The organism is Streptomyces sp. 8N616 (genome assembly GCF_052246385.1).
In the GTDB taxonomy this organism is placed as follows: Bacteria; Actinomycetota; Actinomycetes; order Streptomycetales; family Streptomycetaceae; genus Streptomyces.
Genome location: NZ_JBQQBY010000016.1, coordinates 62,158 through 79,635 on the forward strand (window position 1 = coordinate 62,158; position 17,478 = coordinate 79,635).

The 17,478-nt window shown below is 67.3% G+C and carries 14 protein-coding genes and 2 pseudogenes; 5 read left to right on the plus strand and 11 right to left on the minus strand.

Annotated features, from left to right (window positions below; all coding sequences use genetic code 11):
* Positions 1-186: 186 nt before the first annotated feature.
* Both ACTWQC_RS16620 and ACTWQC_RS16625 read right to left on the minus strand, forming a co-directional pair.
* Positions 187-351, minus strand: coding sequence for a hypothetical protein (locus ACTWQC_RS16620; RefSeq protein WP_443316461.1), 165 nt, complete (start codon positions 349-351; stop codon positions 187-189).
* Positions 352-492: 141 nt separating this feature from the next.
* The gene (locus ACTWQC_RS16625; RefSeq protein ID WP_443316462.1) at positions 493-1,920 is read right to left on the minus strand and encodes a protein kinase domain-containing protein; all 1,428 of its coding nucleotides are present in this window, start codon (positions 1,918-1,920) and stop codon (positions 493-495) included.
* Between the two features lie 994 nt (positions 1,921-2,914).
* On the opposite strand from ACTWQC_RS16625, the pseudogene ACTWQC_RS16630 reads away from it, so the two are divergent.
* Positions 2,915-3,196, plus strand: a pseudogene (locus tag ACTWQC_RS16630) (tyrosine-type recombinase/integrase); the annotation flags it as partial.
* Positions 3,197-3,226: 30 nt separating this feature from the next.
* Here the strand turns inward: ACTWQC_RS16630 and ACTWQC_RS16635 are convergent.
* The 4 genes from ACTWQC_RS16635 to ACTWQC_RS16650 all read right to left on the minus strand — a co-directional run bounded on the left by ACTWQC_RS16635 (position 3,227) and on the right by ACTWQC_RS16650 (position 7,611).
* Entirely contained in the window at positions 3,227-4,123 is an 897-nt protein-coding gene (locus tag ACTWQC_RS16635; RefSeq protein WP_443316463.1) for a cytochrome c biogenesis CcdA family protein, read from the minus strand.
* A gap of 7 nt (positions 4,124-4,130) precedes the next feature.
* The gene (locus tag ACTWQC_RS16640) at positions 4,131-4,706 is read right to left on the minus strand and encodes a redoxin domain-containing protein (RefSeq protein WP_443316464.1); all 576 of its coding nucleotides are present in this window, start codon (positions 4,704-4,706) and stop codon (positions 4,131-4,133) included.
* 367 nt (positions 4,707-5,073) lie between these two features.
* Positions 5,074-5,802: a spermidine synthase gene (locus tag ACTWQC_RS16645; protein WP_443316465.1), complete on the minus strand. Its 729-nt coding sequence runs from the start codon at positions 5,800-5,802 to the stop codon at positions 5,074-5,076.
* 123 nt (positions 5,803-5,925) lie between these two features.
* Positions 5,926-7,611 carry a ribonuclease J gene (locus tag ACTWQC_RS16650; protein WP_443316466.1) on the minus strand — a complete coding sequence of 562 codons (1,686 nt, stop codon included), beginning with the start codon at positions 7,609-7,611 and terminating at the stop codon, positions 5,926-5,928.
* Between the two features lie 273 nt (positions 7,612-7,884).
* On the opposite strand from ACTWQC_RS16650, the pseudogene ACTWQC_RS16655 reads away from it, so the two are divergent.
* A pseudogene (locus tag ACTWQC_RS16655) lies at positions 7,885-8,007 on the plus strand (undecaprenyl-diphosphate phosphatase); the annotation flags it as partial.
* Between the two features lie 401 nt (positions 8,008-8,408).
* Here the strand turns inward: ACTWQC_RS16655 and ACTWQC_RS16660 are convergent.
* The 4 genes from ACTWQC_RS16660 to ACTWQC_RS16675 form a co-directional block, all read right to left on the minus strand.
* Positions 8,409-8,810, minus strand: a complete 402-nt coding sequence (locus ACTWQC_RS16660; protein WP_443316467.1) for a MerR family transcriptional regulator — start codon at positions 8,808-8,810, stop codon at positions 8,409-8,411.
* Positions 8,811-9,309: 499 nt separating this feature from the next.
* On the minus strand, positions 9,310-9,570 hold the full coding sequence (locus tag ACTWQC_RS16665; protein WP_443316468.1) for a hypothetical protein: 261 nt from the start codon (positions 9,568-9,570) through the stop codon (positions 9,310-9,312).
* A gap of 225 nt (positions 9,571-9,795) precedes the next feature.
* Complete coding sequence (locus tag ACTWQC_RS16670) at positions 9,796-9,945, minus strand: hypothetical protein (protein ID WP_443316469.1); 150 nt, start codon at positions 9,943-9,945, stop codon at positions 9,796-9,798.
* Positions 9,946-9,968: 23 nt separating this feature from the next.
* Positions 9,969-11,333 carry a dihydrolipoyl dehydrogenase family protein gene (locus ACTWQC_RS16675; RefSeq protein WP_443316470.1) on the minus strand — a complete coding sequence of 455 codons (1,365 nt, stop codon included), beginning with the start codon at positions 11,331-11,333 and terminating at the stop codon, positions 9,969-9,971.
* A gap of 464 nt (positions 11,334-11,797) precedes the next feature.
* Here ACTWQC_RS16675 and ACTWQC_RS16680 point away from each other — a divergent pair, with 464 nt between their 5' ends.
* Genes ACTWQC_RS16680 through ACTWQC_RS16690 form a run of 3 tightly spaced genes read left to right on the plus strand, consistent with a single transcriptional unit; the run spans position 11,798 to position 14,721 of the window.
* Positions 11,798-12,274: a MauE/DoxX family redox-associated membrane protein gene (locus tag ACTWQC_RS16680; RefSeq protein ID WP_443316471.1), complete on the plus strand. Its 477-nt coding sequence runs from the start codon at positions 11,798-11,800 to the stop codon at positions 12,272-12,274.
* Positions 12,275-12,319: 45 nt separating this feature from the next.
* Entirely contained in the window at positions 12,320-13,918 is a 1,599-nt protein-coding gene (locus tag ACTWQC_RS16685) for a radical SAM protein (protein WP_443316472.1), read from the plus strand.
* Positions 13,915-14,721, plus strand: a complete 807-nt coding sequence (locus ACTWQC_RS16690) for a methyltransferase domain-containing protein (protein WP_443316473.1) — start codon at positions 13,915-13,917, stop codon at positions 14,719-14,721. The genes ACTWQC_RS16685 and ACTWQC_RS16690 overlap by 4 nt, the downstream gene beginning before the upstream one ends.
* A gap of 599 nt (positions 14,722-15,320) precedes the next feature.
* On the opposite strand, the gene ACTWQC_RS16695 is transcribed toward ACTWQC_RS16690, so the two are convergent.
* A complete protein-coding gene (locus tag ACTWQC_RS16695; protein ID WP_443316474.1) occupies positions 15,321-17,462 on the minus strand; it encodes a site-specific DNA-methyltransferase in 2,142 nt (713 codons plus the stop codon).
* Between the last annotated feature and the right edge of the window lie 16 nt (positions 17,463-17,478).

Consider the following 17,478-nt stretch of genomic DNA (forward strand, 5'->3'; position numbering starts at 1 on the left):
GATGGCGTGGTTGGCGTGCTCGGACGAGAACAGGTCGTCGTTCTCGCGCGGATCGCCCTGGGTATGACTGTTGGCACCGACGATCTGGTTGTTCTGCGGGTAGCCGATCCTGCCGAGCGATAGCGCGACTGTCGGTATTCACGTTGGTGCCGCGCTGCCATGGGCCGGCTGAAGCCTTGAGCCGTGTCACTCTGGATGGTGTTCCGGCTGGTGCAGGCGGCGCCAGTCCGGTGGATCGATTCTCTGGCGCTGCATCAGCTCGACCGCCTGACGTACTTCTGCCAGTACGTCTCCGCGTTCACGTACCAGGCTCTCGTAGATCGGTAGATGGTCGGCGCCTGTGGCTGTCACGTGCTGGTCCTTCGCTGGCATGTCATAAACCTGGGGATTGCTTGGCTGGGCGCAGAGTTGGGCCGTGATCCTGCCTCGCTGATCGGCGAGTCCGCAGGGCATGGTCATCGTTTGGCCGCTTGCTTGCGGGCTTCGGTGGTGTCAATGGCGGGTGGGGAGACGGTCGGAGATGTGACTCAGGAGCCTTTCGATACGCGTGTCACCCGCCCATCGGCCCTGCATTCGGGCTTCGGTGAGCCGCCTGCTCAGCTCGCGCACCTTGCCGGCCGCATCTTTCACCTTGCCATCGCTGAGCTTGCTCATGAGCTGGTCAGCGCGGCGCTGGACGTCGCGCGCCAGCCGGGGATCCATGGTGGACGCCTGAGAGTTGATCCTCCGGGTCAGGGCGGCCGCCAGCGCGGCGGTGCTGGTACGAGGGGGTGTGGCAGGTGTGGGGGAGGCCGCTGGAGGGGTGCTGGCTGTTACCACGGAGGGCGTCGCGAACGGGGACGGAGAGCGAGACGAGGGAGTCGTTGTTGGCTTCCGGGGCGTGGGAGTACCCGGTGCCGGGGATGCGTCTGGGCGCGCTTGGCCGGCGGGCTCGATGGAGGAATCGTCCCAAGCGAGAGCGAAGCTTCCGGCGAAGGCGGCGGTGGCCAGGACGCCGATGGCGGTCTGTAGCTTCCAGCGCCGTCGTGCTGGATGGGGATGGGGACTCATCCGGGTTGCTCGCGGTTGCGGCCCGGCGCTGGTGATGTCGTCACGGGGTGGCGCAGACAGCAGGGCGGCGGTGCGGGTGGCGTCAGAGGGCCGTTCTGCCGGCTCCTTGGCCAACAGGGCGTGTATGACCTTCTCCAAGGAGGGTGGGACGTCCGGGCGTATTCGGCGTAGGGGTTCTGGCTGCCGGTGGACGTGCTGGAACAGGAGCTCCACGGCGTTGTCGGCCCGGAACGGCGGCCGTCCGGTGAGGGCTTCGTACAATACGCAGCCGAGTGCATACAGGTCGCAGGCCGCTGTGCCCCGGCCTCCCATGGCCCGCTCCGGCGCGGTGTAGGAGGCGGTGCCGACGAAGTCTCCGGTGGTGGTCAGCGCGGTGGAGTTCTCGTCGGCCAGGACGGCGATGCCGAAGTCGGCGACCTTGACGGTCCCGTCATGGGCGATGAGCAGGTTGGCGGGTTTGATATCGCGATGGATCACATCGCTGTCATGGGCGGCGGCCAGCGCGTGAGCTGCTTGGGCACCGACCACGGAGACCCGCTCAGGTGACAGCCGCCCATCCTCGCGCAGGATCTGTGCGAGGCTGCGGCCTTCCACCAGCTCCATGACCAAGAACAGGCGACCATCGGTGGCCGCGCCGACGTCGAAGACCGCGACGATGCCCGGATGGGAGAGCCGCGCTGCTGCACGAGCCTCGCAGGCGAGACGCTCGCCTGTCGTGGTGCCCGTGGGCCGGGACGGCTGGGACACCACTTTGACGGCCACATCACGCCCAAGGACCTCGTCACACGCCCGCCACACCTGCCCCATGCCTCCGCCGCCCAGCGGCGTCATGAGCCGGTAACGGTCAGCCAGCAGTTCGCCGCGCACCATTATCCACTCCTTTCGCAGTCCTCGGACAGGTGAACACCAGTGCCGTAGCAGGTCGCGAAACGTGCCAGGACGTCCAGGGAGCAGGGCATCTGGCCAACCCGGAAAATCAGTCTTGACGAGCCAAAGGGGAGTGGTCGCAGCAGGCTAGCACTCGAGATTCTCACCGGCACAAGGACGCCTTGGGTGCGGCTGCTTCACCTTGATGAACGGCAATCAAATGAGGATAAGGGCAGCTCTGGGCAATCTTTCGGAGATCCCTCGATGCCACCCGTTGCAGCACCGGTGCCGGTCATCGTGGCCAGATCGATTCTGGTCGATAACAGGGATTCATCGTTCCTTGACGAAGTTGATTCACATAGAAGGTCGGCGGCTGAGTGAGCGTGTGAAAGAGCGAGACCCGATGAAAAGTCGGGAGAGGTCGGAATTCGTACGCCGTGCTGACTGTCGAGCATGGCCCCGCCCGACGTAGACGTTGGGGAGCGGGGGAACGGTGCGCATCCCCCGCGCAACCCGGACAGCGTCGGTCGGCTCCTGCGCATCGACGCCAAATCAGGATGGCCCACCGGTATGCGGTCGAACCGCTGCTGCGGCCGACCGAGGAACCCGACCGATACGACTGGGCGTTCATCGCGCCGCCCGACCGGAGAAGTTATGCACGATGGGCCGAGGGCTCCTGACCGCCCGCGCTTCGGACACCACAAGTGGCACATCCTGCTGAGCCCGCGGGCCGAGAAGCGGGAACATCGCGGAATGCCCCTCTTCCGGATTAGCCCGCACCCGCCCGCGGGGCAGACCTCAGTGCCTGATCCGGCGGAATCCCGGTAGTGGCGACCGGAAGGGCCGTCTGTTCCCCCGGTCTTGGGCGCTGCTGTTCCCATGGTCCCTCCATGTGAGGCCGAGCCGCGGTCCATCGCCGACCTGCGCCCGGCCGGCACGCCGCGGTTGCGCCGCGTCGAGGTCGACATCGACACGGCCACCTCCCAGCGCCTGGCACAGCTATCACAGCGTCTGGCGCGAGGCCTGCACCCTGGCGCTGCCTCCCGCGCCGGCGGCTACTCCGCGCGCAGCCCGGCCCTGCGACCTCCGGCCCCGGCGCTGTCCATCTGGCTGTACGCGGGGGCCGACCCCGCTGAGGTCGCCCAGCGGGCAGGCAACAGCGTCGAGGTTCCTCCTGACCCGCTACGCCAAGTGCCTCAACGACCGGCAGTCCATCAATAACCAGCGGATCGAACACCTGCTGCGCGCCTACGACCAGCCGCCCGAACCGGATCAGTAGCGTCCGGGCCGGAACGGTAACGACCACGAATCAGGTGAGGGGCTGTTGGACGGCCAGGGCGTCCTCGGCCGTACGGGAATCACTCCGGCGGCGCTTGGCCCGCCGGTGGAGTGCCAGAGCAGTGAGGAGCAGCAGGGCGAGTGCAGCGGTGATCGCACCGATGCCGATGCGGTCCAGGGTCTCCGCGATCCACCGCTGGATGCTGCCTGCGGCGTCGATCACGGGGTCGGTGATCTCGCCGCCGCGGAGCACCCGGATCTCGTACCAGCCGTAGTAGGCCACATACGCGCCGACCAGGAGCAGCAGGCCGCCGCCGAGGCGGGAGGCGACCGCGCCGAGGCGGCGGAGGCGGCCGACCTTGGCGGTGCGGGTGAGTGCCACGGACAGGGCGGCGGCGCCGACGAGCATGCCCATGCCGGCCGCGTACGCCGCGAACAGCACCACGCCTTCGAGCGTCGATCCGCTGCGGAACGCGGAGACCACGATGGCGAGGAACGGGGCGATGGTGCAGCCCAGCGAGGCGATCGCGTATGCGGCGCCGAACAGCGCCATCGAGGGCACGGACCGGGTGACGGCGGGGGCGCGGCGGAGCTTGGGCAGCAGCGCGGGCAGCGTGCGGCCGGCCAGCAGCCAGCCGCCGACGAGGGCCAGCAGCAGCCCGAAGACCACCGTGAACCAGGGCAGATGCTGCTGCACTTGTCCCGCGACGGGTGCGACGGCCAGGCCGAAGAGGGCGAAGACGGCCGCGAATCCGCCTGTCATGGCGGCGGTCGCGGCCAGGGCGCGGCCGACGGCCGCGGCCCGGGTGGGTGAGTCGTCGCCCAGGACGAGGAGCGAGAGGTAGGCGGGCAGCAAGGCGAAGCCGCACGGGTTCACTGCGGCGAGCATGCCGGCGGACAGGGCGAGGGCGAGGGGAAGGTGGGACATGGGCCGGTCAGCCGACGAGCTTGCTGACCTTGTCGGCCAGCCCCTTACCGGCGGGCAGGTTTCCGTTGAAGACGGTCTTGCCGTCCTTGTCGAGCACGACGTACGTGCTCTGCTCGGTGATCTCGAACTTCTTCCAGATGTCGCCGGGTTCGTCGGACAGGTTCGGGAAGGCGCCGACCTTCGCGGAGGCGACGAAGTCCTTCATGGCGGCCGGCTTGTCCAGCCCGGCCACCCCAACGACGTTGGCCCTCCCGTCGAATTGCTCGGCGACCTTCGCCGTCTCGGGCCCCTGGTCCTTGCACTTGGGGCACCACGGGGCCCAGAACCACAGCACGGTGGGCTTGCCCGCAAGTGTCGCGCCGTCGAACCGCTTTCCGTCGATGGTCGTGCCGGTGAACCGCAGCGCCTCGGGGACCGCCGCCGGAGTGGCGGAACCGGCTTCTGCCGTGGCGGGGGCGCTGGTTGTCGTGGAGCTGTCCGTACCTGCGGCATCGCCGGCGGTGGCGCCGTTCTCTGAGCCGCAGCCGGTCAGGGTGAGCGTCGCGGCGGCCAGGAGGGCCGGCAGGAACGAGCGGGCATGCATGTGTGCTCCTGGTGTTCGGGATCGTCTCTGAATGTAGATCGCCAGGCCCGGCGGACGGGACGGCCCGGATGCTTACGGTTCGGTGACGTCAGCCGGCCTGGTCCTGGAGCTGTTCGGGGTCCAGGACGGTAATGCGGTGCGGGTGGCCGCGCGCGAGGGGCTGCACGCGGTGAGGATGCGGTCGGTCGCGGCCGAGGCGGGTGTCTCACTGCGACTGGCCCTGCGACCGAGGCCGCGCGTCTGCTGGCGCTCAGCCACGGCCCGGGCATCACCGTCCTGGTGGGACAGCGCACCGCAGCCGAGTCCAGGACGGTGCTGCGCTCCCACCTCGACCAGCTCTTGGAGCAGGGAGCGTGAAGCCGTCTTCCTACGGCGCGCCCTCTGCTTTCCTGGCCACATAGATGGTGTTGGCCGCAGTTCCCCCCTGCAGTGGATTGTCGAAGTCGACGACGTGGGCTTGTGACTCTGCGAAGACCTCTGCGAGGACGGAGCTGAACTGTTCGTCCGGCGGATCGTTCGACCACAGAGCGAAGACACCGTCAGGGTGGAGACGATCGGCAAGAGCGCGCATCCCGGCAGGCCGGTAGAGGGCCGCGTGACGTGGGTGCAGCACATGGCGCGGCGAATGGTCCACGTCCAGCAGGATGGCGTGGAAACGACGGTCCGGCTCCTGGGGATCCAGGCCACCGGGATCGCCGACCATCGCGAAGAAGTCGCCCTGGACCAGGCGGCAGCGGGCGTTCGACGCCAGGCGGGCACCCAGCGGCACCAGCCCACGCTCGTGCCAGTCGATGACTTCGCCGAGCGCCTCGATCACGATCAGCGAGCGCACACGCGGGTCCTCCAGGGCCGCCTGAGCGGTGTACCCGAGACCGAGCCCGCCCACGGCGACGTCGAGTTCGTCATCTGGCAGCTTGGCCAGGCCGAGCCGGGTGAGTGCGATCTCGCCTGCTGTGAAGAGGCTGGACATCAAGAACTCGTCACCGAGCTTGACCTCGTACACATCGATGCCCGACGCCGGGTCCCGTCGACGCCGCAGGCTGATGTCGCCCATCGGTGTCGGGCGCCAGTCGATCTCCTCGAAACGCGCGCTCATCCGTTCACCCTTCTGATGCCTTGATGCCACCGGTGCCCGCGAGTTGTGCGCCCGGGCCGCCGCTCTTGCCAAGCTCAGGCGCGAGACGGTCCCTGCCTACGGCGAGGCAGGACCCCGGGCCGGTCAGGCGTCGATGATGACCGGGATGATGAGCGGCTTGCGGCGGTAGGTCCTGAACGCCCAGGCCGCTACGGCACGGGTGATGAGCTGTTCGAGCTGGTGCGCGTCTCCGACGCCTTCCTCCGCCGCGGTCGCCAGAGTCTTTTCGATCACGGGGATGACCGGCTCGAACGTGGTGTCGTCGTGGACGAATCCGCGAGCCAGGAAGTCGGGAGCCTCGGCCAGGGCGCCCGTGTCGGCATCGACGATCGCCACCACCGTGACCACCCCTTCCGCTGCGAGGGTGAGGCGGTCCTTGAGGGACGCTTCGGTGGCGCCACCGACCTCCATACCGTCCACGTAGACGTAGCCCGCGGGCACCTTGCCGGTGACCGACGCGCGCCCGTCGACGAGGTCGACGACGACGCCGTCCTCGGCGATGACCACCCGGTCGGGGTCGACTCCGGTACGGATGGCAAGGTCGGCATTGGCGCGCAGGTGCTTCCACTCGCCGTGCACGGGCATGACATTCCGCGGCCTGACGATGTTGTAGCAGTACGCGAGTTCGCCGGCGCTGGCGTGCCCCGAGACATGCACCTTGGCGTTGCCCTTGTGGACGACGTTCGCGCCCCACCTGGTCAGCCCGTTGATCACTCGGTAGATGGCGCTCTCATTGCCCGGAATCAGGGAACTGGCGAGCAGGACGGTGTCCCCCTTGCCGATACGGATCATGTGGTCGCGGTTGGCCATGCGGGAGAGCGCGGCCATCGGCTCGCCCTGGGAACCGGTGCACACCAAGGTGATCTTGTGGTCCGGCAGCTTCTCCAGCTCTTTCATACCGACCACGAGCCCGGACGGAACCTTCAGGTAACCGAGTTCGCGGGCGATGCCCATATTGCGGACCATCGACCTGCCCACGAAGGCGACTTTGCGGCCGTGCTGGTGTGCGGCGTCCAGCACCTGCTGGATGCGGTGCACATGGCTGGCGAAGCTGGAGACGATGACCCGCCGGGGCGCGGTGCGCAGGACCTGCTCGATCGCGGGGTTCAGCTCGCGCTCGGAGGTGACGAAGCCCGGGACTTCGGCATTGGTGGAGTCGACGAGGAACAGATCCACGCCCTCCTCGCCGAGGCGTGCGAAAGCACGCAGGTCGGTGATCCGGTTGTCCAGGGGGAACTGGTCCATCTTGAAGTCACCGGTGTGCAGCACCAGCCCGGCACCGGTACGGATCGCGACCGCGAGACCGTCCGGGATGGAGTGATTGACCGCCACGAATTCGCAGTCGAAGGGGCCGAAGCCCCGCCGGTCGCCTTCGCGTACCCGCACCGTACGTGGCTTGATGCCGTGCTCTTTGAGCTTGGCCTCCAAGAACGCCAGCGTCAGCTTCGAACCGACGACGGGAATATCGGCCCGCTCGCGCAGCAGATACGGCATGCCGCCGATGTGGTCTTCGTGGCCGTGGGTCAGCACCACGGCCACAACATCGTCGAGGCGGTCCCGGATGGAGGTGAAGTCCGGCAGGATCACATCCACCCCGGGCTGGGTCTCTTCGGGGAACAGCACCCCGCAGTCGACGATCAGCAGTTTGCCGGCGTGTTCGAAGACGGTCATGTTGCGGCCGATCTCACCCAGGCCGCCGAGGGCGACGAGCCTCAGCCCTCCTTCGGGCAGGGGCGGAGCGGCTTTCAGCTCTGGATGCGGATGACTCATACCGTGACGCTACCGGAGAGTCCCGAGGTGATCCCGTGCCTCTCGCCGGTTCACGCTGTGCGCTCCGAGCGAAGTGGTGTACGGCCGGTGGTTCTGCGCCGCCGGGAACGACACGTGAAGGCCCTGCCTCGGACCCCCTGAGCGCCGGTCCATCCGTCGAGCCGGTCAGCGGTCGGGGCGAGCTTCCGCTACGGCAGCGGGCGGGACATGGTGCGGTGGAGCCGGTAGCGGTTCCCGTGAGTGAGTCGCACGCCGGGCCTCGCTGATTCCCGGGTCGCCCGCTCCAGCGGCACCGTCAGCGCCGGTCTTTTCCTCGGCTACAGCCGTGAGGCAGTGACCCGGTATTCGTTCCTCCCGGCAGTCCCCGCGGTGCTGGCCGCGGGCATCCCGGAGCTGTTCAGGAGCCAGGCCCGCGGGAGGCGACGCGGCTCCGGTGGACCGTACGGGCGCGGGCCGGCAGCTTCGGGAGGGACATGCCGTCCTCGCCCCTCTGTGCGGCGGCTTGACGCCTGTCCTGGGGCGGGGTCTGGGCGGCAGCGCCGCGTCGGAAGGGACGGCGCTGCCAGGACGGGCCGTCCGGTTGAGGGCTTCTTCCCGGACCCACCCGCCGCTAACCTACCCTAACGAGAGGGTAGGTTTGTCGTCGGTTCCGGGCGTGGTCCCGGGCCGCGATGAGGCGCGGAGATCCTTTCCTCAATCAGCCTGGACAGATCAACCACAACTACGGCGGCCGCGGCACTGCACTCCCCCTTTCTGGCCCGGCTGGTCGCCGTCTCCGTCGTGGATGACGTCCGGGTTCAGCTCCCTGCGCTCAGCCTGCGGCGCAGGGTGGCGGCGAAGTCCTCGGCGGCCATCAGCTGGGCGCGCAGCGTCTCGCAGCGGGCGTCGGCCACCTTCCGGTAGGAGCCCAGCCGCTCCCGCAGCCGCGCCAGTTCATCGCCCGAGGGCGGGTCGTCCGTCGCGGAGATCCGATCGGTGATCTCCAGCAGATCCCGCATCTCCTCCAGCGAGAAGTCCAGCGGCTTCATCCGGCGGACGACCATGAGCCGCTCGACGTCGGCCTCGGTGTAGAGGCGGAAGCCGCCCTTGCTGCGGGCGGAGGGGACGACGAGGCCCACGTCCTCGTAGTGCCGGATCGTTCGCAGCGACAAGCCCGTCCGCTCGGCCACCTCGCCGATCTGCATCTGCCGGTCGCTCATCGCCGCCTGTTCCCCTTTTCGTCTCCGCCACTTTCGGGTGCGTGAAGCTCAGCGCACCCCATGTGAGATGAACCGCAGGATCTTGGTGCTTGTTTGCCTGGGATCCACAGGCTACGAGTCGGCCTCTTCCCTCACGTCGGGGCAGAGTTATTCGACGTGGCGCCTCCGCTGTACAGGTGACAGCATGGGCGGCCCGCCATGCAGCGGGCCCCGACCGGGCCCCGATGGCATCCGCAGACTTCCGGGCAATGATGCCCGAACGGCCCCCGAATCGGCTGCCGGCCTCCAGGCAGGCCCCCGCTCCGGGCGGCCGGGCCGCCGGATCCCCCGCTCCCCGTAGGAGCCGAGTACACGCGGGTGCGTCCAGCGGACGCGTGCGCCCGAACTTCCCGGGCTCAAATGCAGGCCTCCTGGATCCAGCGCGGCACAGCCGCCTACCCCTCCGTGATGACGGCCCCCACCCACACGGCCACCGACCTACGCGAGCTGGCTGTCAGGCTCACCCCACCACGTGAACGAATTCCTGGATCTCGCGGGCCACCACCGGTGTCTCTCCGCCTCCGAAGCCCGCACGCCGGGCGCCGTCAACGTCCCAGGGATGGACGGCGACCAGCAGGGTCTCGGCGGGATCGACGGCCAGGCGGTCGGTGGCGTACCGGTACGCCGCTGCGGCAGGTTCCCAGGCCCGGGGCGTGCTGACGTCCAGCTGCTCCTGGAAGGAAGCAGTCGAACAGCCCGGCGGAGGCCAGCAGGCGCTCACCGGTGGCGGCGGAGCCGTTGGTCAAGGTGGCCAGGCGCAGGTCGGCGGCGTGCAGCTGCCGTACGCCATCGGGGACGTCCGGGTGCACCTCCAGGTCGCCGAAGGCATCCAGGATGTATTCGGCGGCGCGGCCGCTGTCACCCTTCCAGCCGTCCAAGCCGACCAGCAGGCTGCGCAGTCCGGCGTCCGCCAGCTCGTGGAAGCCGGCGTACGCGCCCGCAGCGGTCAGCGCAATCCGTCCCGCGGCACCCCGGCGAACCAGGTCGGGAACAGGTGGCCGGGCGCGTCGGCCTCCTCGAACCTCGTCCGCAGCGGGGCGAGATCGCTCAGAGTCTCGTTGACATCGAAGAGCACCAACTGGACGGGCGCCTCCACGGGGCAACCTCCTTGTGTGCCGGTCAGGCTCGGCTCAGGGCGGCGAGGGCGTCCTCCACGGCACGGTGGAAGGTGGGGTAGGCGTAGATCATGTGGCGCAGTCGGTCGACCGGGACTTCAGCCTGGACCGCCACCGCGAGGCCGTAGAGGACCTCGCCTCCTGCGTGTCCGGTGGAGGTGGCGCCGACGATCACACCTCGGTCGGTGTCCTCGACAAGTTTGATCAGGCCGTCGTTGCCGGCCTTGTGGATCCAGCCGCGCGCCGAGGAGGGCACCTGGGCGATGCCGGTGCGCACCCGCAGTCCTTGTTCCCGGGCGGCGTGCTCGGTCAGGCCGACGGAGCCGACTTCGGGGTCGGTGAAGGTGACCCTGGGCAGGGCGCGGTAGTCCGCATCGGGGCCCGGGTCTCCGAGGATGGCGCGGACGGCGATCTCTGCCTGGTACATCGCAACATGCGTGAAGAGCCCGCGTCCGGTCAGGTCGCCGACGCCCCACAGGCCGACGGCGGCCCGCAGTTGCTCGTCGACGTCCAGGGCGCGGGCGTCGGGGTCCAGGCCGACGGTTTCCAGGCCGAGGCCGGTCAGGTTGGCGCGCCGCCCGGTGGCTACCAGCAGCTGCTCGGCGGTGACCTCCTCGCCGCCGTCCAGGGTGAGGCTGAAGGAGTCCCCGGCATGGCGTACGCCGACCGCCCGCGCCCCGGTGCGTACGGTGATGCCCTCCGCGCCCAGCACGTCGGCGAGCAGCGCGCCGGTCTCGGGCTCCTCCGAGGGCAGCAGCTGCTCCGTCGCCTCGATGACGGTCACCCGGGTGCCGAAGCGTGCGAATGCCTGGGCGAGCTCCAGGCCGACGGCGCCGCCGCCGAGCACGATCAGCGAGCCGGGCCGCTCCTTGGCCGCGATGGCATCGCGGTTCGTCCAGTACGGCACCTGGTCCAGCCCCGGCACGGGCGGGATCTGCGGGCGGCTGCCGGTGGCCAGGACTACACCGCGCCGGGCGGTGAAAACCTCGCCGTCGACCTCGACCCGGCCGGGCCCGGCCAGCCGTCCGCGCCCTCGGACGAAGTGCCCGCCCTTGCCGGTGAACCGGTCCACGGCCACCTGGTCGTGCCAGTCGTCGGTGGCCTCGTCCCGGATGCGGGCGGCGACCGGCGTGAAGTCCGGGGCGACCTGTGTCTGCCCGGCTATGCCGGGGATGCGCCGGGCCTCGGCGAGCAGATTTCCGGCGCGGATCATCATCTTGCTCGGGATACAGGCCCAGTACGGGCACTCCCCGCCGACCAGTTCCGCCTCCACCCCGACGACGTTCAGCCCGCCCTCGGCCAGCCGCTCGGCGACGTGCTCGCCCCCCACCCCCATCCCGATCACCACGACATCGGTGTCTTGCGTCATGTGCGGCCTCCTTGGATCGATACGCCCGGGTTCGAGGTGTGTACCCGGGAACCGGGCGGGGAGTCCCGCACCTTTCCTCCCCGCTCGACCGGCGGCAGCGTCGGCTCACCGCTCTCACCCCGTCAGCGCAGTGAACAGGCCCCGGAGCCCATGGGCCCGGGGAGAGGGACGGAAGGCGGAGCTCGCTCACCGGGTTCCCTCTCCGGGTCGCCGGGGGCACTCGGGCCATGGGAAGAGAGCTGTGGGGAGGCCGGCCATGCTGCACGTGGTCTGGGTGGACGGACCGAAGGGGGACGCTCGTGAGGCGCCGCACGGCCGCCGCCGGGTGGACGCACCGCTCGGCGGCCGTCGGCGCCTGCTTCGGTGACGATCTTGCGCTCTGCCCGGACTTCCGTACAGCGAGGTACCTGTTTGGTGAGCGCGCTTACAGTTCTCGGCTCCCGCCGGTGCATAGCGTTCATCTCATGGTGCTGCGGATCGTGCTGGGTGCGGTGTACACGGCGATGGCGGTCGGCCAGCTCGCCTCCTTCGGATCCATGCCCGGGACTCTGGCCGAGTACGGGCTCGTGAACGGCGTCGCCGCGACCGCGCTGGCCGTGGCACTGATCGCGGGCGAGCTGGTGTGCGGGGTCTGGTTCCTGGCTCGCCCGCGCTCGAAGGCTCTTCCCCCGGTGTGGGTGTTCACCGCTGTCTCGGTCGTGTGGTCGCTCCTGGCCGTACAGGCGTACGCACGCGGGCTCACGGTGCCCAACTGCGGCTGCTTCGGGATCTACCTGACCCAGCGGCTGAGCTGGTTCGTGCTCGTCCAGGACGCCTTGACGCTGTTCTATGCGGGTCTGCTGCTGCACGGGGGCAGGGTCACCGCCACGCCTGCCGAGCATGGCATCGCCGGCAGGGACAACGAGCAGGACGAGGCGCACGCCATCCATGACGTCCGGTGAACGGCTGAAGCATTTCCACTGGTCACCACATTGGAGGAGCCCCAGATGACCCAAGCACCCGCGCCGCGGCGCAAGGTGGACCGCGACGAGGTGTTCGTGGAGTTCACCAAGTCCATCTGCCCGATCTGCAAGACACCCGTCGACGCCCAGGTCAACATCCGCGACGGCAAGGTCTACCTGCGCAAACGCTGCAAGGACCACGGCGAATTCGAGGCGCTGGTCTACGGGGATGCCGAGGAGTACGTGTCGTCGGCCCGGTTCAACAAGCCCGGCACGATTCCCCTCACCTTCCAGACCGAGGTGAGGGACGGGTGCCCCACCGACTGCGGGCTGTGCCCGGAGCACAAGCAGCACGCCTGCCTGGGCATCATCGAGGTCAACACCGGCTGCAACCTGGACTGCCCGATCTGCTTCGCCGACTCCGGCCACCCGGCTGGAGGCACCTCCCCGACGGAGTCTGGGGGAGGCTACTCCATCACCCACGAGCAGTGCGCGCGGATGCTGGATGTGTTCGTGGAGTCCGAGGGTGAGGCGGAGGTGGTGATGTTCTCCGGGGGTGAGCCCACCATCCACAAACACATCCTGGACTTCATCGACCTTGCCCAGGCCCGGCCCATCCGCAACGTCAACCTCAACACCAACGGCATCCGCCTCGCCTCCGACAAGCGGTTCGTCGCTGAACTGGGCAAGCGCAACGAGGTTCCGGAGAAGTCGCTCAACATCTACCTGCAGTTCGACGGCTTCGAGGAGCGCACCCACCGGGAGATCCGTGGCCGCGACCTGCGCAGGTTCAAGCAGCAGGCGCTCGACAACTGCGCCGAGGCCGGTTTGACGGTCACCCTGGTCGCCGCCGTCGAGCGCGGACTGAACGAGCACGAACTCGGCGCGATCATTGAGTTCGGCATCGACCACCCGGCCGTCCGCTCGGTCGCCCTCCAGCCGGTTACGCACTCCGGTCGGCATGTCCCCTTCGACCCGCTGAACCGGCTGACCAACCCCGATGTCATCAAACTGATCAATGAGCAGCTGCCCGGCTGGTTCGCCAAGGGTGACTTCTTCCCGGTCCCGTGCTGCTTCCCGACCTGCCGCTCCGTCACCTATCTGCTCATCGACGGAGAACCAGGAAACCGCACCGTCGTCCCCATCCCGCGGCTGCTGCAGGTCGAGGACTACCTGGACTACGTCTCCAACCGGGTCATGCCCGACGAGGGAATCCGCGAGGCGCTGGAGAAGCTGTGGTCCGCCTCGGCGTTCATGGGCACCGCCACCACCGAGGAGAAACTGCGGGCCACCGCAGAGGCGCTGGACTGCGCGGATTCCTGCGGCATCGATCTGCCCGCCGTTGTCAGGGACTTGAACGACAAGGCGTTCATGATCGTGGTCCAGGACTTCCAGGACCCCTACACCCTCAACGTCAAGCAGCTGATGAAGTGCTGCGTGGAGGAGATCACCCCCGACGGACGCCTCATCCCGTTCTGCGCCTACAACTCCGTCGGCTACCGCGAACAGGTCCGCAGCGCCCTGTCCGGTGTCCCGGTCGCCGGCGTCGTCCCCAACGCCCTCCCCCTGGGCCCCGTCCTGACCGACTCCCCTTACGGCTCGAAGATCGCCCGCGACAGCGGCGAGGACGGAGCTGCCCGATGAACCAGCACAGCCCCGCCACCGGTGAGGAGCTGAAGGCGTGCTGCGCCGCCGCGTACTCCTCCGACGTCGTCGCCCTGCTGCTCGGCGACTCCTACCACCCCGGTGGCATGGCGTTGACCCGCCGTCTGGCCGATGCGCTCGGTATCGCGGCCGGCGACCGTGTCCTTGATGTGGCTTCCGGGCGGGGGACCACCGCGCTGCTTCTGGCCGACGCGTACGGCGCCGGGGTGGACGGCGTGGACTACTCCGCCGCCAACACCGCCCTCGCCCAAGGGGCGGCCGAGGCAGCTGGTCTCGCCGACCGGCTCGCCTTCACCACCGGCGACGCCGAGCGCCTGCCCTACCCCGACGCCGTCTTCAATGCCGCGGTGTGCGAGTGCGCGCTGTGCACCTTCCCCGACAAGGACCGGGCGGCAGCCGAGTTCGCCCGCGTTCTGCGCCCCGGCGGCAGGGTCGGGATCACCGATGTCACCGCAGACCCCGACCGGCTCCCACCCGAACTCACTGGTCTTGGCGCCCGGATCGCCTGTATCGCCGACGCCCGCCCTCTGGCTGAGTACTCGGCCATCCTGCACGCGGCCGGGCTGGGCACCGTCACCACCGAACGCCACGACGCCGCCATGACGCGCATGATCGACCAAATCGAGGCCAGACTCGGCCTGCTGCGGATGACCGCGCCAGACCGGCTCGCCGCCGCCGGTGTCGACGTCGATGCCGCCGGTCCACTGCTGGCCGCTGCTCGCAGTGCCGTCGCCGACGGCGCCCTCGGCTACGCCCTGCTTGTCGCCGAGAAACCGCGGTGAACCCGCGCGGTCCAACCTGCGGTGCCTACTTCCCCGTACGTAAGCGCCATCACATACCGGCCCCATACAGCGGTCCTAGCGTCGGCGGCACAGTCCCCGCGCAGAAGGGCAGGTCCATGACCACCACACACGCTTCTCCCGCGCCACCACCGCCGTCCCCGCGCAAGCCACGTTCGCCGGCGGCCGGCGGGCTGGTCGGCGGCGTCGCCTTCGGCATCATGATGCAGGTCTGGGACATGATGCCGATGGTCGCGACCAGTGCTCATCAACGACAAAGAGCTGGACTCAGTGGGACTGAGTCCAGCTCGTCGTCTGTATGACCGTGCAGGTCAGCGGCTTGTTCACGCTGCTCTCTGCGAAGTGCCCCCGGCAGGATTCGAACCTGCGCACACGGCTCCGGAGGTCCCGTGTGTCTACGAAGTGCGTGCAGGTCAAGGGCTCACGGATGATCGAATGGCCGCGGCGCGTCCACAAATGGTCCACGGACAGCTTGTCTGCGGCTGCCCGGTGGTTTCTCTTGGCGTCACTCAGCAGCACCAAGGGCCTCAAGGAGAAACCAGGTATTAGACTAATTACGGCATTTATACCGATAGATACGGCTAATCAGGATCCTCGGTATTTATCTGGAAGGTTCGCAGATAGTCGGCGTAAAGACGTGTCGACGCCAAGGAAGGATCTACCTTCGCAACGACCTGCTGATATTCAGCAATGGAGTCTGTCACTATGAATATGTGGCTGAGTGACCTGTTCTCATCGTGACGCTTATTTACTGCCTCGACAAAATCAGACCATACGCTGGAGTCAAACAAGACTCCATAGATTGCCTTTTCGGGGACAGACCATCCGCAGGGTGCAACCTCGCTGATTAGCTCCCCTCTGGCGCCAGCCTTCAACCACAAGAGTGGTGCGATCGCCTCAAACCTGCGCCCGAGCGAGATGAGCGCGGGATCCTCGAAGGTGAGCTCAAAGAAAGATACGTTCTCGTGGAAACCGTCCCGTATAAGTGCACCGTCGAGATATTCCCCCGCTATGGGAGAACCATCTGGCAAGGATCCGGTAACCGCGGCCTTGCAGCGGGGCATCGTGGCGCTGTAGAAGACGCCGCTCTCCTTCCACTTCTCGTCTCCAGGATGATGGGCCGCCGCGCGCAAGGAGGTGGCTGTTTCGCCGTTGACTTCATTGTTCGTTACGAGGAGCGCGGTCCGCTGGCCGCCGTCCTGCTTGTTTAGAAGGCAGGTGGCGTGCAGGGTAGTTCCGGTCCCAGCGAAGTAGTCGAGTATCAATGCGTCAGGGTTATTGCCGACAGCTATTTCGAGGCAGTCGAGTACAGAGTACACCGACTTCGGAAATGTGAACCCGCCACGTCGCCCCAGAAGACCCGAGACCAGCTGTGTTCCTCCAACTCCACCAGCAATATGGCGAGCAGATTTCCACACTGTCTTAGGAATAGCCTTGCTTTTCCTGGAGACGGAAACCTCGACCTGGCCGCGTTCGCCGCGGCCGATTACCTCAATTTCTCCCGATTCAATAGCGGTAACAGTGCCCTTCAATAGGTACCGGAGGGTCCATGTGCCGCGCTGAGCGTCGTGATCTGATACCCAAGCGTAGCCTCTATCCACCAGTTCCATCAGCTTGATTCGATCGACGCGCCAAATGCCAAGGCGTCCATCGCTTCGAACTGGCCAAGCGGCTGGGTGTCCATTGATGAAACGCGGACGTTCGCTTTCGTCGTCGCCCTCCCAGGGCTCACCAACGCCAACAATGCGCTCACCCCTGTCATCCAGCAAAACGGGATAGCAGAGATTCGGTCGGCTTGCTCGATACCAGGTACCCCCGCCGCGGAGCAGCCACTCCCATCGGATTCCCCTTTTCCCGGCCTTCGCGTCACCCGCCGGGCGGTCCTCCATGAGGTTCCAGTCGATCGGCTGCGGGCCCGCCGACCCAAGGAAACAGAAGAAAGCATACTCTTCGACTCGGGAGAGGCCTTCGCCAGACGCGCCACTCGGGTTAATGCAAATGGTCACCATCTGCCGAACGGCTGTAGGAAACATTTCTTCAAGGAGCATACCTAGATGGTGAACCTCGTTCTCGTCGATGGTCACGATGAGAACGCCGTCCCTGCTGAGCAGGCGTTTTGCTATGCCAAGCCGTCTCTCCATGAAGGAGAGCCACTTGCTGTGCCGATAGATGTCGTTATTGTCGACGTAATCATTGTTGTACTTCCAGTCGGTCGCTCCAGTGTTGTAAGGCGGATCAATGTAAATGCAGTCGACTTTACCCTCGTAGGGATAAAGAAGCGCTTCTAGAGCATGATAGTTCTCCGCATTGATCACGCTGTGGTGCGGCCTGTCCTCTGAATGCCTAACCTCACCTATCGGTCGCAGACCTGGGTAGATCGGGTCGCCAAATTCACGGGTGACGACGAGTTGTTCGCGGCCAACAGTAATCACCTGTGACGGATCCGTCTTTGACTTAATAGTCGCCCGTCCGTTGGTGACCTTAACGACATGCCAAACGCCAGTATCGTCGATGTCTGTGCGGTCTCGTGTTCCCTGCCGAAGGACCCGCACCTTGTCGCCCCGTCGAACAGTAAAGTCAGGCACGAGGACCGATTCTGGCTTATGCCTGTCGAATACGAGTCCAAAGCGGCGCGAGCGTGCTATCTTCCGATACTCTGCTTGTAGCGCCGCCCGCAGTGCCTGGTCGGGTATTGAAGCAATTAGGTTATCGATGTGTGCCATGCGGAACCTGTACCTG